General features: G+C 71.7%; 15 protein-coding genes. 6 read left to right on the top strand and 9 right to left on the bottom strand.

The features are described from left to right. Window positions 1-8: 8 nt before the first annotated feature. From V1227_RS30155 to V1227_RS30140, 4 genes are all read right to left on the bottom strand, one after another. A complete protein-coding gene (locus V1227_RS30155; protein ID WP_329788734.1) occupies window positions 9-665 on the bottom strand; it encodes an alpha/beta fold hydrolase in 657 nt (218 codons plus the stop codon). Continuing rightward, window positions 662-955 carry a DUF2516 family protein gene (locus V1227_RS30150; protein ID WP_090095882.1) on the bottom strand — a complete coding sequence of 98 codons (294 nt, stop codon included), beginning with the start codon at window positions 953-955 and terminating at the stop codon, window positions 662-664. Before V1227_RS30150 ends, V1227_RS30155 begins: the two co-directional genes overlap by 4 nt. Before the next feature lie 102 nt (window positions 956-1,057). Beyond that, a complete protein-coding gene (locus V1227_RS30145; RefSeq protein WP_329788733.1) occupies window positions 1,058-1,729 on the bottom strand; it encodes a hypothetical protein in 672 nt (223 codons plus the stop codon). A 5-nt stretch (window positions 1,730-1,734) separates the two neighbouring features. Beyond that, entirely contained in the window at window positions 1,735-2,112 is a 378-nt protein-coding gene (locus tag V1227_RS30140; protein ID WP_329788732.1) for a helix-turn-helix domain-containing protein, read from the bottom strand. Window positions 2,113-2,229: 117 nt separating this feature from the next. Here V1227_RS30140 and V1227_RS30135 point away from each other — a divergent pair, with 117 nt between their 5' ends. Both V1227_RS30135 and V1227_RS30130 read left to right on the top strand, forming a co-directional pair. Further along, a complete protein-coding gene (locus V1227_RS30135) occupies window positions 2,230-3,297 on the top strand; it encodes a methyltransferase domain-containing protein (RefSeq protein WP_329788731.1) in 1,068 nt (355 codons plus the stop codon). 72 nt (window positions 3,298-3,369) lie between these two features. After that, the gene (locus tag V1227_RS30130; protein WP_329788730.1) at window positions 3,370-5,397 is read left to right on the top strand and encodes an NACHT domain-containing protein; all 2,028 of its coding nucleotides are present in this window, start codon (window positions 3,370-3,372) and stop codon (window positions 5,395-5,397) included. Here the strand turns inward: V1227_RS30130 and V1227_RS30125 are convergent. Genes V1227_RS30125 through V1227_RS30115 form a run of 3 tightly spaced genes read right to left on the bottom strand, consistent with a single transcriptional unit; the run spans window position 5,333 to window position 8,762 of the window. Further along, the gene (locus V1227_RS30125) at window positions 5,333-7,570 is read right to left on the bottom strand and encodes an FtsX-like permease family protein (protein WP_329788729.1); all 2,238 of its coding nucleotides are present in this window, start codon (window positions 7,568-7,570) and stop codon (window positions 5,333-5,335) included. The two genes, V1227_RS30130 and V1227_RS30125, sit on opposite strands and share 65 nt — an antisense overlap. Next, window positions 7,567-8,241, bottom strand: a complete 675-nt coding sequence (locus V1227_RS30120) for an ABC transporter ATP-binding protein (protein ID WP_329788728.1) — start codon at window positions 8,239-8,241, stop codon at window positions 7,567-7,569. Before V1227_RS30120 ends, V1227_RS30125 begins: the two co-directional genes overlap by 4 nt. After that, window positions 8,238-8,762: a PadR family transcriptional regulator gene (locus tag V1227_RS30115; RefSeq protein ID WP_329788727.1), complete on the bottom strand. Its 525-nt coding sequence runs from the start codon at window positions 8,760-8,762 to the stop codon at window positions 8,238-8,240. The genes V1227_RS30120 and V1227_RS30115 overlap by 4 nt, the downstream gene beginning before the upstream one ends. 19 nt (window positions 8,763-8,781) lie before the next feature. Between V1227_RS30115 and V1227_RS30110 the strand changes: the two genes are divergently transcribed. Beyond that, complete coding sequence (locus V1227_RS30110) at window positions 8,782-9,333, top strand: CGNR zinc finger domain-containing protein (protein WP_329788726.1); 552 nt, start codon at window positions 8,782-8,784, stop codon at window positions 9,331-9,333. Here V1227_RS30110 and V1227_RS30105 read toward each other — a convergent pair. Continuing rightward, window positions 9,306-10,562, bottom strand: a complete 1,257-nt coding sequence (locus V1227_RS30105) for a DUF445 domain-containing protein (protein WP_442916385.1) — start codon at window positions 10,560-10,562, stop codon at window positions 9,306-9,308. The genes V1227_RS30110 and V1227_RS30105 overlap by 28 nt on opposite strands. A 263-nt stretch (window positions 10,563-10,825) precedes the next feature. Between V1227_RS30105 and V1227_RS30100 the strand changes: the two genes are divergently transcribed. From V1227_RS30100 to V1227_RS30090, 3 genes are all read left to right on the top strand, one after another. Continuing rightward, window positions 10,826-11,989 carry a pyridoxal phosphate-dependent aminotransferase gene (locus V1227_RS30100; RefSeq protein ID WP_329788725.1) on the top strand — a complete coding sequence of 388 codons (1,164 nt, stop codon included), beginning with the start codon at window positions 10,826-10,828 and terminating at the stop codon, window positions 11,987-11,989. A gap of 96 nt (window positions 11,990-12,085) precedes the next feature. Beyond that, window positions 12,086-12,616 (top strand): RNA polymerase sigma factor, encoded by a 531-nt coding sequence (locus V1227_RS30095; protein WP_329788724.1) that lies wholly within the window; start codon window positions 12,086-12,088, stop codon window positions 12,614-12,616. Further along, entirely contained in the window at window positions 12,613-12,972 is a 360-nt protein-coding gene (locus V1227_RS30090; RefSeq protein WP_329788723.1) for a hypothetical protein, read from the top strand. The genes V1227_RS30095 and V1227_RS30090 overlap by 4 nt, the downstream gene beginning before the upstream one ends. 109 nt (window positions 12,973-13,081) lie before the next feature. Here the strand turns inward: V1227_RS30090 and V1227_RS30085 are convergent, their stop codons facing one another. After that, on the bottom strand, window positions 13,082-13,939 hold the full coding sequence (locus V1227_RS30085) for a hypothetical protein (RefSeq protein WP_329788722.1): 858 nt from the start codon (window positions 13,937-13,939) through the stop codon (window positions 13,082-13,084). Window positions 13,940-13,974: the final 35 nt, after the last annotated feature.

The raw sequence follows: 13,974 nt of genomic DNA, 5'->3' as shown, positions 1-13,974 counted from the left end.
CACTTCGGCTACCCGCCGAGGAACGCGGCCAACCTGTGCCGGATCGCGGTCCGGTGCGAGATCATCGGCGAGGGCGAGTCGATCAGCCACAGCTCCCCCTCGGGGAACGCAGCCGCTGTCGCCTTGGCCACGTCCTCGGGGTGCAGGGGGTCGCCGACGGCACCGATGACCAGCACCGGAGCCCTCACCGCCGCCAGCGCGGAAGCGTCGGGCACGGCCACCTGGCCCGGCAGCTGCTCGGCCGCGGCGGCCAGCCTCGTCAACGCCTGCCGCCGCTCGGCGACGTAGGCGGGCGGGCCGACCGCGAGGTCCGCGAGCTGCCGCAGCGTGAACGGCGGCCGCGGCTGGTCGAGCACCGCGGGCAGGAGCAGGGCCACCCGCCGGAAGCGGCCGGGCTCGGCGGACAGCAGCCGCACCAGGGCTCCGGCACCCAGCGAGACACCGACGGCCTGGTCCGCCACGACGGTGCCCAGATCGGCCGCGATCCGGCCGTAGTCCCAGTACCCGGGAGGTGCGTCGGGGGCGTCGCCGTGCGACGGCAGCGTCACCACGACGCGGGTTCCCGGCAACCCGGAGGCGGGGATCCTCGCCTCACCGGGGGTGGCGCCGAGCCCGTGGGCGACCAGGGTCACCGGCGAGCCGGAGCCGTAGGAGTGCGTGATCACCAGCGGGGGCCGCGCTGGACCTCGATCAGCTTCGGCCGCACGTCCACCATGTACACGAGCACCGCGACGAGACCGGCCAGCCAGAAGATCGAACCCACACCACCCGGCCCGAACAGCAGCAGCGCCGCCGTCCCGCCGCCGGTGATGCCGAGCCACGCGGGCTTGGTCATGCGCTCGGCCGCCGTGTAGGCGTCCACGCGCTGGGTCAGCGCGTGGAAGAACGCGAACAGACCCAGGATGCTGAACCCGAGGTCGAACACGAAGTACACGACGGTGTCGAGGTACCAGATGCTGAAGATCGGGATTTGGAACACGCACCCAGACTACGTGCACGTACGACGGGAGGGGAGCAGCCCTCTCGGACTGCTCCCCTCCCGGGAGACCTCAGCGCGTCACTTGGTGGTGTCCGGCGTGGTCTTCTTCGCGGCGGGGGTGGTCGCGGTGGTGGTGGCGCGAGTCGTCGCCGCCGGCTTGCGCGGCGCGGTGCGGGCAGCGGCCTTGCGGGTGGTGCTGCGGACCTCGTGCGCGGCCTCGCCACCGACCTCGACGATCTCCTCGGCCAGCTTCTCGGCGGCGTCCTCGACCTCGTGGGCGACCTTCTCGCCGACCGAACGGGTGCGGCGGGTCACCTTGCCGAGGACGTCGTCCGCGAGCACCTTGGCGTCGGCGGCGGCGGTCCCGGCGCGCTTCTGCGCGGCCTCGACGGCCTGCTCGACCTGCTCCACGGCCTGCTTGAGCTGCGGCTGGGCCTTGATCTGCTCCAGCGTCTGCTCGCCCTGGTCGGCGAGGTAGCTGTACAGGTTCACCGCGGAGGCGGTGTAGGCGTCGACCAGCTTCTTGAGCTCGGCCGGCTGCAGCTTCTCGCGCAGGTCCTTGAGCTCGGCCGGGAGGTCGACGCCCTGGGTGCGGGCCTCCTCGGCGCGCTCCTTGGCCTTGCCGAGGGCCTCGACGACCGCCTTGGCGGCGAGGTCACCGGCACCGAGCGCGGCGAGCAGCGCCTGGCGTGCGGCGTGGGCGGCCTGCTCGGCGCCCTTGCGAACGTCGTCCTGGGTGAGCTTCGGCATGGAGATCAGTCCTCCTGTTGTCGGGCGGTGTTCTCCCGCCTGAAAGATTCGTAGACGTCGAGCAGCACCTGCTTCTGCCGCTCGGTCAGATCGGTCGCGGCGACGATGGCGTCCGCCAGCGCACCGCCTTCGCGTTGCTGGAGGATCCCGGCCTCGACGTAGAGCACCTCGGCCGAGATGCGCAGCCCCTTGGCGATCTGCTGCAGGATCTCCGCGCTGGGCTTGCGCAGTCCTCGCTCGATCTGGCTCAGGTAGGGGTTGGAGACACCCGCCTGCTTCGCCAACTCCCGCAACGAGATCTTGGCGGTGTTGCGCTGCTCGCGGATGTACTCACCGATGTTGCGGCCGAGGTCCGCGACTGCTTTGTCGATGGACTTGTCCACTGTTCCCGCTCCCGTTCCTCGTGCCACCGACCACGTTAGCGAGGAGTGCTAGCAGTTGCAAGCACCCTGCTAGCAACCGCTGCGTGGGCTCCGCCACAGGGCTACCGTGGAGGCGACATGGACGACGCCGGGGCCCTGCGCGCCGAGCTGGCGGACCAGCTGCTCGGCGACGGCGTGCTGCACGAACCCAGGTGGCTCAAGGCTTTCCGGGAGGTGCCGCGGCACGAGTTCCTGCCGCGCTTCTACCGGCGGCTGCCCGACGGCGACTGGGAGGCGGTCACCTCCGAGCACCCGGACTGGCTCGGGCTCGTCTACTCCGACCGCGTCTGGGTCACCCAGTTCGACGGCGACGACACGGTGACCGGCGGCACACCGACGTGCTCGTCGAGCATGCCCACGATCATGGCGATCATGCTGGAGGCACTGGACGTCCGCCCCGGGCACCGGGTCCTCGAGGTGGGCACCGGCACCGGCTACAACGCCGCTCTGCTGTGCCACGCGGTGGGTTCGGAGAACGTGACGACGGTCGACGTGGACCCGAACCTCTCGCGGCGAGCGCGGGAACGCCTGCACCGCAACGGTTTCCACCCGGTGTGCGAGGCGGGTGACGGCGCGCTCGGCCACCCGGGGCGGGCACCGTTCGACCGCCTGCTGGCCACCTGCTCCGTCGCGACCGTGCCACCCGCCTGGCTGGAGCAGACGAGACCCGGCGGCCTGGTCGTCACGACGCTGCACCGCCCGATCGGCGCCGGGCTCGTGCGCATCACGTCGAACGGCGACGGCACCGGCGAGGGCCGCGTGCTCGCCGAGGACGGGCGGTTCATGCCGTTGCGCGCGCACGCCCGGCCCCCGGCGCTCGCCGGAACCGGCACGTTCGACCGGCGCACCACCACGCTGCGGTTCCGGACCGTCGCGGACCCGGCCAGCCCCTTCGAGTTCTTCGCCGGAACGGCCCTGCCGGGTGTGGCGGCCGGACGTGACATGCTCGCCCATCCGGACGGTTCCTGGGTGCGCCACCACGGCTCGCACGTCGACCAGGGCGGTCCCCGCCGGCTGTGGGACCTCGCCGAGAACGCCGTCGCCGAGTGGCACGACCTGGGCGAACCCCGCCGCCACGACTTCGGGGTCTCCATCGCGGCCGACGGCACGTTCCTCACCCTGGGCGGCCGGAGGTGGCGGCTGTGATCAACAACGAAACGTCACGACACGGGTCACCGAACCGGCTTCACACGGATGCGGTGCGTCATGATGCGACGCATGTCCAGATTCCGTCAGCAGGCGTTGCTGACCGGCTGCGTGCTGACCGCGCTGCTCACCGCGGCCGGGCTGTTCGTGACCGACCACGGCATCAACCCGGACCTGTGGCTGGTCGTCCTCGCGGTGGCGTTCCTGGGCTTCCTGGCGCTGCTCGACCCGTGGGTCCGGCGCAGGCACAACGCCGAGCTGAGCACCGACGAGCACCTCGACGCGGCCTGCCGGGCGCTCGCCACCGGCCTGCAGGCGCAGTGGAACGAGGAGGTGCACTCGCGCGGCCTCACCGACCCCGACGTGCTCGACCTGCACTGGGTCGCACCGGAGCTGGACGTGAGCGACGAGCCGGCCGCGCCGCCCGGACGCAGCGACGCCGTGGTGCGCGCGTTCTCCCGGCAGGTCAACCGCCGCATGGTGTTCATCGGCGAGGCCGGCACCGGCAAGACGACGGTCGCGATGCTGCTGACGTGCGGCCTGCTCGACCGCTACGACGGCGGCACGGTGCCCGTGCTGCTGCCCCTGTCGACGTGGAACCCGGCGGTCGAGGACATCCGCACGTGGCTCACGCGCAGGCTCTACGAGGACCACCCCGCGTTGCGCAACACCGAGCTGTACGGCAGCTACGCGGGTGACCTGCTGGTCGAGCAGCACCTGGTCCTGCCCGTGCTGGACGGCCTCGACGACCTCCCAGCGCACCGACGCGCGGACGCGCTCGCACGGATCTCGAAAGCCTTCGGCGCGAACCGCCCGCTGGTGCTGACGTGCCGCAGCGCCGAGTACGCCCAGGCCGTGCACCAGGCAGGTCCGCTGCCCGGCGCGGACGTCGTCGAACTGGCCCCGCTCGACCTGGAGGAGGTCGCCGCCTACCTGCGGGCGAGCGCCGACAGCTGGGCGGCGGCCCGCTGGGAGCCGGTGTTCATCCAGCTGCGCGGGGAACCGGACGGCAGGCTCGCGGACGCCCTGTGCACGCCGCTCACGATGTGGCTGGCCAGCATCGTCTACTCCGACAGCGAGGCCGAGCCGACCGAACTGCTCGACCGCGCCCGGTTCCCCGACGCGCGGGCGATCTCCGACCACCTCTGCGACGAGCTGGTGTCGCGGGCGTACGGCAACAGGGCGTTCGCGCACCACGCCAGGGCCACGCAGGTCTGGCCGCGCGACCGTGCGCGCAAGTACCTCGAGTTCCTCGCCCACGAGATGCGCGAGCGGGGCATCCGCGAGCTCGCCTGGTGGGAGCTGCGCCGCTCGGTGGGCAGCACGTGGCTCGCGGTGCTCGGCGCGCTGGTGCTGGGCGCGATCGGCGGGTTCGGCGTCGCCTGGCTGATGGCGTACTCGATCACGCCGTCGCTCGCCCCGATCACCGGCCTGGTCGCGGGCATCGGCGTCGGCGCGGCCGCCCTGACGGCGTCGCAGGAGCGCAAGGCCAAGCCGCGCCTGGGCATCTGGCGCAGCCTGCTGCTCGTACCCGGCGTGCTCGGGCTCGCCGCGGGGCTCGTGTTCGGTGCGCTGTACGGGCTTTCCGCCGGTCTCGTCGTCGGCCTGGGTCTCGCCGTGGCCACCGCGCTGCGGTTCGCCCTGTCGAGCGCCACCGAGCTGTCCCAGGCTTCCAGTCCTCAGTGGACGATGTCGCGCGACCGGGTCGCGGTGTGGACGGGATCTCTCGTGCTGGCCGTGGTGTTCGGTTCCGCGGCGGCGCTGGTGTTCGGTCCCGCCCAGACCGGCATGGTCGGGCTGGGGCTCGCGTCCGGGCTGATGCTGGGGTTCGCGCTCGCCGTGCTGCACCTGCGCTGGTGGTGGTTCACCGTCGCGCGGATCTGGCTGGCACTGCGCGGGAAGCTGCCCTGGGAGCTCATGGTCTTCTTCGAGGACTCGCGCAAGCTCGGCGTGCTCTGCCGGGCGGGGGCCTGCTACCAGTTCCGGCACGGACTGGTGCAGGACCGCCTGGCGGAGCACGAGACGACGGCGCGGACTACTCGGTCCGCAGGCCAAGTGCTCCGGTCGCCCTTCGCAGCGAAGGCAGAGTCAGAGCGGTGACCAGCACGACCATGCCCACCGAGATGCCGGTGACGATCCCGATACCCGTCCAGTCGTAGGCCACGTCCCCGTCGAACACCCGCGTCACCAGGACGCCCAGCAGGATGCCGGTGCCCACCGACACCACCGTGGAAATCACCAGCGGGATGGCGTTCTGCCACACGAGCGACCGGGCGAGGGTGCCGCGCGGCACGCCGCTCGCCGCCATGACGGCGAGCGGACGGCGGCGTTCCCGCACCTGCTCCAGGCCCACGACCAGCAGCGACGCCCCTGCGAGCAACAACGTCAGCAGCGCGGCCGCGTACAGCGCCCTGCGCACCGCGAAGAACACCTGCTCGATCTCGGCCGAGTCGTCCTGGCCGACGTAGTAGCTGTACACCCGCCAGGAGTGGAGCGCGATGGCGTTGCGCGCGTGCTCCGCGGCGTCCGGCAGCGCCGTGTCCAGCTCGGCCTGCACCTCGGTGGTCGCCTCGGCGAGGCTCATGCCCCTGGCCGCGGCCGGGGTGAGGTAGAGGCCGGGGCGGCTCCCCACCGACGGCTCCAGCACGGGCACCGTCCAGGGGCTGCCGCTCTCCTCGATCCCGAGCACGTCGCCTGCCTCGGCGTCGTCACGGCTCTCCTCGGACGGCACGATGAAAGCCTTGCCGTCCGAGCAGTCCGGGACTTCCGCCATCGACTCGAGCGCGGCACACGACCCGACTGCGATGGTGACGTAGTCGTTGTTGGGCAACGTCCCATAAGTGCGCGTCAGTTCCTGCACGCTCACCACTCCCGGCGCCTTGGCCAGCACGCCGGTCAGCTCCGGGACGTCGACGGCCTCGTGCACCGAAACGGCGAGGTAGCGGTAGTTCGCCTCCGCCGCCTCGTCGGCCTTCACCTCGTGCTCGACGCCCGCGAGGGTCATCTGCAGCGTCACGGTGCCGGCGAGCACCACCGCCACCCCGCCGACGACCCGCGCCGCCGTGCCCGCGTCGAGCTGCAGACGGCGCACCGCCAGCTGCAACGCGGGCGTGGCGCCGCGCATCCGGTGGACGACCCGTTCGACCAGCCACGGCAACAACACCGGGATGGCGAACATCAGCAGCACCACGCCGGCCACGATCGGCCACTGGGCGGGCTTCGACGTCTCGTCGAGCTTGCCGAACTGGCTCGCCAGCAGCGCCGCACCCGCCAGTGCCGGGAAGACCCGCCACCACAGCCTGCGCCGCACGGGCTTCTGCTCGCGCACCACCCCGAGCGGTTCGATGATCGTCCGGCGCATGGCGAACACCGAGGTCAGCACGGCCAGCACCGGCACCGCGACACCGACGGTGAGCGTCAACGGCAGCGTCGGCGTGAGATCGGCCGGGAACACCGCGAGCCCGGGGATCGGGATGTCGTCGGCGAACGGCCGGAGGGCGAACATCAGCCCGAACCCGATCACCAGCCCCACCAGCGCGCCGGCCAGCGCCTCACCGGACGCGATCAGCCGAACCCGGACCGCACCCGCTCCGACCAGCCGCAACGCCGCCAGCCTGCGGTCGCGCTGAGCCGCGGCGAGCCTGGTCGCGACGCCGACGAAGACCAGCACCGGGAACAGCAGCACGACCGCGCCGACGACGCTGAGCATCAACAGGATCGGTGGCAGGCCGCCGCCGGGGCCCGTCCTGCCGAACGCGTAGACGCGGTTGCCGGAGCTCGGCTCAATCTTCCCGTCGCCCGCGAGGAACCGCAGGTCCTGAGGCCCGTCCAGGCCTTCCTCCGCGAACGTTCCGATGATCTTCTGCGGGAACCGGGGCCGCAGCAGCTCGCCTTCCGGACTCGCCAGCAACGCCGCGAGCCGAGGCGACACGAAGATCTCGCCGTCGGCCGGCAACCGCTGCACACCGGGCGGCTTGGGTGCGTCCGGCGTGAGTGCGCGCACGTAGTTGCCGCTGATGTGGTGGGAGCGGAACGGCATCGAGCCGTGCTCCAGCAGCAGCGGCGCGGGCCCGGCGCCCTCGCTGACGACATCGCGTCCGTTCCCGCGCAGGTCGCGGTTGCCGAACGCCGTCGGGATGGACGCGGCGAGCAGCAGCACCGCCACGCACATCCCGATGCCCACACCCTGGAGTGCGAGCCTCGCCCAGGACTTCCGGCTGCCCCCGACAGCCAGCCGGACGCCCAGGGCGAGGTCGCTGAGGACGCGGTTCACCTGACGAACTCCACGTCCCGCGACCGGCCGTCGCGCACCACGACCTCGCGGTCCGAGTACGCGGCGACCCGCGGCTCGTGCGTGACCAGCACGACCGCCGCGCCGGTCTCCCTGGCCGCGGTCGTGAGCAGGTGCATCACCCGCTCGCCGTTCAGCGAGTCGAGCGCGCCGGTCGGCTCGTCGGCGAAGACCACCTTCGGGCCGGTGACCAGCGCACGGGCGATCGCCACGCGCTGCCCCTGACCGCCGGAGGTCTCGCCGGGCCGCTGGTCCGCGACCCCGTCGACCTCCAGCTTCGCCATCCAGTCCCGCGCGGCGCGTTCGGCGGCCCCGCGCTTCACGCCGCTCAGGCGCAACGGCAGCGCGACGTTCTCCAGGCAGGTCAGTTCCGGCACGAGCTGGCCGAACTGGAAGACGAACCCGAAGTCGGTCCGCCGCAGCTCGCTGCGCTCCCGGTCGGACATCGCGGTGAGCTCGCGGTCGCCGTAGCGGACCACGCCGGAGTCCGGCGGCAGGATGCCCGCGACGCAGTGCAGCAGCGTGGACTTGCCGGAGCCGGACGGGCCCATCACCGCGACGATCTCGCCCGCGCGGATGGTGAGGCCGGCACCTTCGAGCGCGCGCGTCCTGCCGAACGACTTGTGCAGGTCCTGCGCGACCAACAGGCTCATTTCGCGATCTCCTCGGCGAGTTCGTCGAGGCGCGCCGCGGTCAGTTCGAGCCACCGCAGGTCGGCTTCGAGGTGGAAGAGCGCGAAGTCGCAGATGAGCTGGTCGGCGAGGTCGCCGTCCGACTTGCGCCGGGTGAGGTCGCGCATCGTCGCGAGGTGCGCGGACCGTTGCGCGTCGAGCACCTCCGTGGCGCTGCGCCCGGACAGCAGGGCCAGCACGACCTTGGCGTACAGGGTGTTCTGGAGGTACGGCTCCGGCTTCTCGGGAGTGCCGAGCCAGCGCTCCACGTCGGTGACCCCGGCGTCCGTGATCGCGTACCGCTTGCGCTCAGGACCGTCGCCCGCCTCCACGCCGGCCTCGGTCACGAAGCCGTTCTTCAGCAGCCTCGACAGGGTCGAGTACACCTGCCCGTAGTGCAGCGGCCGGTCCTGACCGAAGCGCTCGTCGTAGGCGCGCTTGAGGTCGTAACCATGCCGTGGACCGCCTTCCAGCAGCCCCAACAGTGCGTGTCCGATCGACATGGGAGGCACTATACACACGATGTATACACCGGGTGTATTCCTCGTTGTCCTGACGCGCAACCGCCGTGACGCCTACAGTGGTGGGGTGACTGGTCTGACTGTCGGCTGGGATCACGACGTCGAGCTGCTGCTCGACTTCCTGAACACTCGACACGTACTGGACAGTGAAGCCTCCTGGCGCGCGTGGGTGACCGAGCGCGGCCTCGGGCGGAGCAGTGAAATCGCGCAGGCGCGCGCGGCTCGTGCGGCGCTGCGGTCGTCCATCGAGGGGTCGTCAGGGCCCCAGACGGCAGCGGGCGTCGTCCACATCGAGCTGACCGACGGCGTTCCGGTGCTGTCGAGCTCGGACGCGCTGGGCGCGGTGCTCGCCGCGTCCGCCCGCCTCGCGGTGCTGGGTTCGTGGGAACGCTTCAAGATCTGTCCAGCCGATGATTGCCAACGGGCGTTCTTCGACCGTTCGCGCAACCGCTCGCGCACCTGGTGCTCGATGCAGGTGTGCGGGAACCGCGAGAAGGCCCGCACGTTCCGAAAACGCTCCCGCGCTCAGAACAGCAGGTTGGCCACGGTGTAGATCACCAGGCCGGCGAGCGCGCCGACCACGGTGCCGTTGATCCGGATGAACTGCAGGTCCCTTCCGACCTGCAGCTCGATCTTGCGCGAGGTCTCCTCCGCGTCCCACCGCTCGACGGTGTCCGTGATCAGCGTCGTGATCTCCGCGCGGTAGTTGCCGACCACGTACCCGGCGGCCTGCTCCAGCCAGCCGTCGACCTTGGCCCGCAGCTCCGGGTCGTCGGTCAGGTTCGTGCCGAGCGTGATCAGCCCCTGCGTGACCCGCTTGCGCAGCTCGCTCGACGGGTCCTCGGCGGCGTCGAGCAGCATCTTCTTCGCCGTGCCCCAGGCGGAGCTGATCACCTTCTGCACGTCAGGGTGGTTGATGACCTGCTGCTTGACCTGCTCGGCCTTCTGCATCGTCGACGGATCGGTCTGCATGTCCGCCGAGAACTCGATCATGAACTGGTCCACGGCCAGCCGCATCGGGTGGTTGACGTCGGTCTTCACCGCCCACGCGAAGTTGACCAGCTCGGTGTAGACCTTGTCGCCGAGCATCGCGTCGACGAACCTCGGCGACCACGTCGGCGCGCGGTCCGTGACGATCAGGCTGACCTTGTCGTAGTTGTCGCGCACCCACTCGTAGGCGCGGTCGCACATGAGGTCGACGAGCTTGTGGTGCGCGCCGTCCGTGAGCACCTGGTTGAGCAGCTTGCCCAGCGGAGGCCCCCACGGCTTCTCCGTGACGCGCTTCACGATCGCCTGCTCGAGGACGGCCTGCACCTCCTCGTCCTTGAGGACCGTGATCGCGCCCTTGAGGACGTTCGACAGCTCGGTGGTGATCCGCTCGGCGTTCTCCGGCTGCTTGACCCACGCCCCGGCGCGCTGCGCGATGCCCGCCCGGCGCAGCTTGTCCTGCACGATCTCGGGGCTCAGGAAGTTGACGCCCACGAAGTCCCCGAGCGTCTGGCCGAACATGTTCTTGCGCTCGGGGATGATCGCGGTGTGCGGGATCGGCAGGCCCAGCGGCCTGCGGAACAGCGCGGTGACGGCGAACCAGTCCGCCAGCGCGCCGACCATCCCGGCCTCCGCGGCGGCCCGGACGTAGCCCACCCAGGCGCCCTCGAACAGGTGCGTGCCGAAGAAGATGACCGTCGCGCCTATCAGGAAGCTCGTCGCGACGAGCTTCATCTTGCGCAGGTCGGTGCGCTTCTGCTGGTCAGCGGCGGTCAGTTGCTCCACGGGGTCCATTGTCCGTCAACTTCTCGGCCTGGGGGCCGCGCGAGGGCGCGGTTCGTCGAGATCACGTTCTCCGTCCACCACCGGCTGCGGTGGACGGACCACATCGACCGGCCGCCTCGGGCAGCTCGTCCGGGCACGCTGCCGGGCAGCAGGCGATCCTGGACGGCGATGTCCGACCGAGGTGACGTCAGGCTCCGCGTCGGAAGTGATTTGTCCCGGCGTCACCGGGCCGGGCTTCCCTCGACGCGGGATTCGGGTGAAGATCCTGCGTTGTGCGGGTACCAGCGCTAGTTCCCCGGTTGCAGCCGTTCACGTCGACCATCTTCGCGGAGATGACGGCGCTGGCCGTGCAGCACGACGCCGTCAACCTCGGTCAGGGCTTCCCCGACACCGACGGTCCGGCCTCGATGCTCGCGGCGGCCCAGTCGGCCATCGGGTCGGGCGTGAACCAGTACCCGCCCGGCCCCGGCATGCCGGTGCTGCGCCGTGCCGTGGCCGCGCACCGCTCGCGGTACGGGCTCTCGTACGACCCGGACACCGAGGTCCTGGTCACCGTCGGCGCGACCGAGGCGATCGCGGCGTCGCTGCTGGCGCTGGTCGAGGCCGGTGACGAGGTGGTCCTCATCGAGCCCTACTACGACTCGTACGCGGCGTCCGTGGCGATGGCCGGGGCCACGCGCGTGACCGTGGGCCTGCGTGAGGACGCGTCGGGACGGTTGGCGCTGGACGTGGACGCCCTGCGCGAGGCCGTGACGCCGCGGACGCGGGCCGTCCTCGTCAACTCGCCGCACAACCCGACCGGCACCGTGTTCCGCTTGGAGGAACTCCAAGCGATCGCCGCGTTGTGCGTCGAGCACGACCTGCTGGCGATCACCGACGAGGTCTACGAGCACCTCGTGTTCGACGGGCTCGTCCACATCCCGCTGGCCTCGCTGCCCGGCATGGCGCAGCGGACGCTGTCGATCTCCGGCGCCGGCAAGACGTTCAACTGCACGGGCTGGAAGATCGGCTGGGTGTGCGGGCCCGCCGAGCTGGTCTCGTCCGTGCGCGCCGCCAAGCAGTTCATGACCTTCGTGGGCGGGGCGCCGTTCCAGCCCGCCGTCGCCCACGCCCTGACCGCCGAGCTGGACTGGGTCGGCGAGCTGCGGGACTCGTTGGCGTCGAAGCGCGCGCGTCTGGCCGAGGGATTGCGTGCGGCCGGTTTCGAGGTGCGGTCGTCTGAGGGCACGTACTTCATCTGCGCCGACGTACGGCCGTTGGGCTACACGGACGGCCTCGCGCTCTGCCGCGACCTGCCCGCCCGCATCGGTGTCGCGGCCGTGCCGGTCCAGGTGTTCACGGACCGCCCGGACGACTGGAAGCACCTGATCCGCTTCGCGTTCTGCAAGCAGGACGCCGTGATCGACGAAGCCGTGGAGCGCCTCCACAAGCTTTAGTTGTCCACAACTGTGGATGAGTTCGTCCACAACTGTGGACAAATCACTTTCGGGTGAGGCGTGGAGCCTCGGCACCGGAGTTCGACTCCAAATGGCATGGACTCGAACACGGAGGTTCTCCACGCCTGGCACGCCGGCACCAGCGGCTGGGACGCCCTGGTCGACCGCTACTCCCGGCTCGTCTGGTCGGTGCCCAGATCGTTCCGCCTGGCCCACGCCGACGCCGCCGACGTCTACCAGTGCACGTGGCTCTGCCTGGCAGAACACCTGAGCAGGATCCAGCGGCCCGAGCACCTGGGCACGTGGCTGGTCCGTACCGCCACCCGCCACTCCATCACCGTGCTGCGCACCCGCGGCCGCGAGGTGGCGTACGACCTGTGGGAGCCGGAGTCGACGCTGCCCGCGCCCGACGAGGTGGCCATCACCAACGACCGGCAGCGGCGGCTGTGGTCGGCGCTGATGACGTTGAACGAGCGGTGCCAGCGGCTGCTGAGGATCGCTGCCCACAGCCCCGAGCTGAGTTATGCACAGGTTGCCGCCGCCCTGGGGATAAAGGTGGGGAGCGTTGGTTCCACGCGCACCCGGTGCCTCGCTGAGCTGCGGCGGAAGGTGGAGGGCCTGCGATGAGGGACCCGCTGCTCGACGAGCTCGCCGACCTGTTCGGCTCCGACACGCCCCCACCCGTCCCGGCCCCGCACCCGACCGGCCTCCGCCCGATGCGGGCTGTGGACGAACCGGTCCGCGGACCCTCCCGCCAGCTCGTCTTCCACGCCGGCGCCGGCCGCCTGCACCTGCAGGTCGACCCCGGCCGCCTGACCGGGCTGCTGGACGACAGGGGCGTCACGGTCGAGGTCCACTCGCCGGCGGCCGTCCTCGTGCTCCGGCCGGATGCCGAGGGCTGGTTCCGCACCGGCATCAGGTCCGGGCCGGTGTGCGTGGCCGTGCCGGAGCTGGGGCTGACGACGGGCTGGTTCGTCGCGTGAGCGCCAGCGCCGACCCGCGGGCCACCATCGCGGCGACCGAGGTGCGCGGCACGAAGGCCCAGCGCGCCGATGCCCTGCACGACCTCAGCGTCGCCCACGTCGAGCTCGGTCACCTCGACGTCGCTGCCCGGTTCGCGCGGCGCGGGCTGCGGCTGACCGGGGAGGCGCGGTTCCACCTCGCGCTGGCGTGGATCGACCTCGACCGCGGCCGGCGCGGGCAGAGCCTGCGGCACCTCGACCTCGCGACGCCCCACCTCCGCGGTGGCGAGCTGGCCAGGGCGCGGTGCCTGCGCGGGCTGCACCTCTGCCAGACGGCCGAGCCGCGGCTGGCGGTCGCCGAGCTCACGGCGGTCGTGAGGGAGCTGCGCCGGTACGGCGACGAACGCTGGCTGGCCAACGCGCTGATCGGGCGCGGGATCGCCCGGTGCAACGCCACGCAGCTCGCCAGGGCCGAGGCCGACTTCGCCGCCGCGCAGGCGGTGCTGCTCGCCATCGGTGAGCCGGGACGGGCGGCGATGTGCCTGCACAACAGGGGGTTCGTCGCGATGCTCGCGGGCGACCTGCCGCTCGCGCTCCGCCGGTACGAGGAGGCCGCGAAGGCCGGACTCGACTCGGCGAGCAGGCCGGAGGCACTCGTCGACCGGGCCGAGGCGCTCCTCGCGGCCGGGCTGACCGCCGAGGCACGCCGGGTGCTGGCGCCCGCGCTCGAGCTGCTGCGGCGGTGCAACCGGCACGTACCCGAGCTGGCGGTGCTGAGCGCGCGGTGCGCGTTGCGCGACGGGGATCCGGGGCCCGCTCGCGCACTCGGCGGCTCGGACCCGGAGTTCATGCTGGCCGCCGGGAAGCTCGACGCCGTCGCGGCGCACCGGTTCCGCGGGCCGGTGCGGACGCGGGCGCTCGGGTGGCTCGCCCAGGCCCGCAGGTCGGACAGGAGAGGTGCGCTGGCGGCGTGCCGGGCGGGCCTCAAGCTGCTCGACGAACACCACGGCGACTGGCCGCGCC

The sequence above is a fragment of the Lentzea sp. DG1S-22 genome, from assembly GCF_036321065.1.
Lineage (GTDB): Bacteria > Actinomycetota > Actinomycetes > Mycobacteriales > Pseudonocardiaceae > Lentzea > Lentzea jiangxiensis.
The sequence above is the reverse complement of the archived record's forward strand: the minus strand, read 5'-3'. Positions and strand labels throughout refer to the sequence as shown.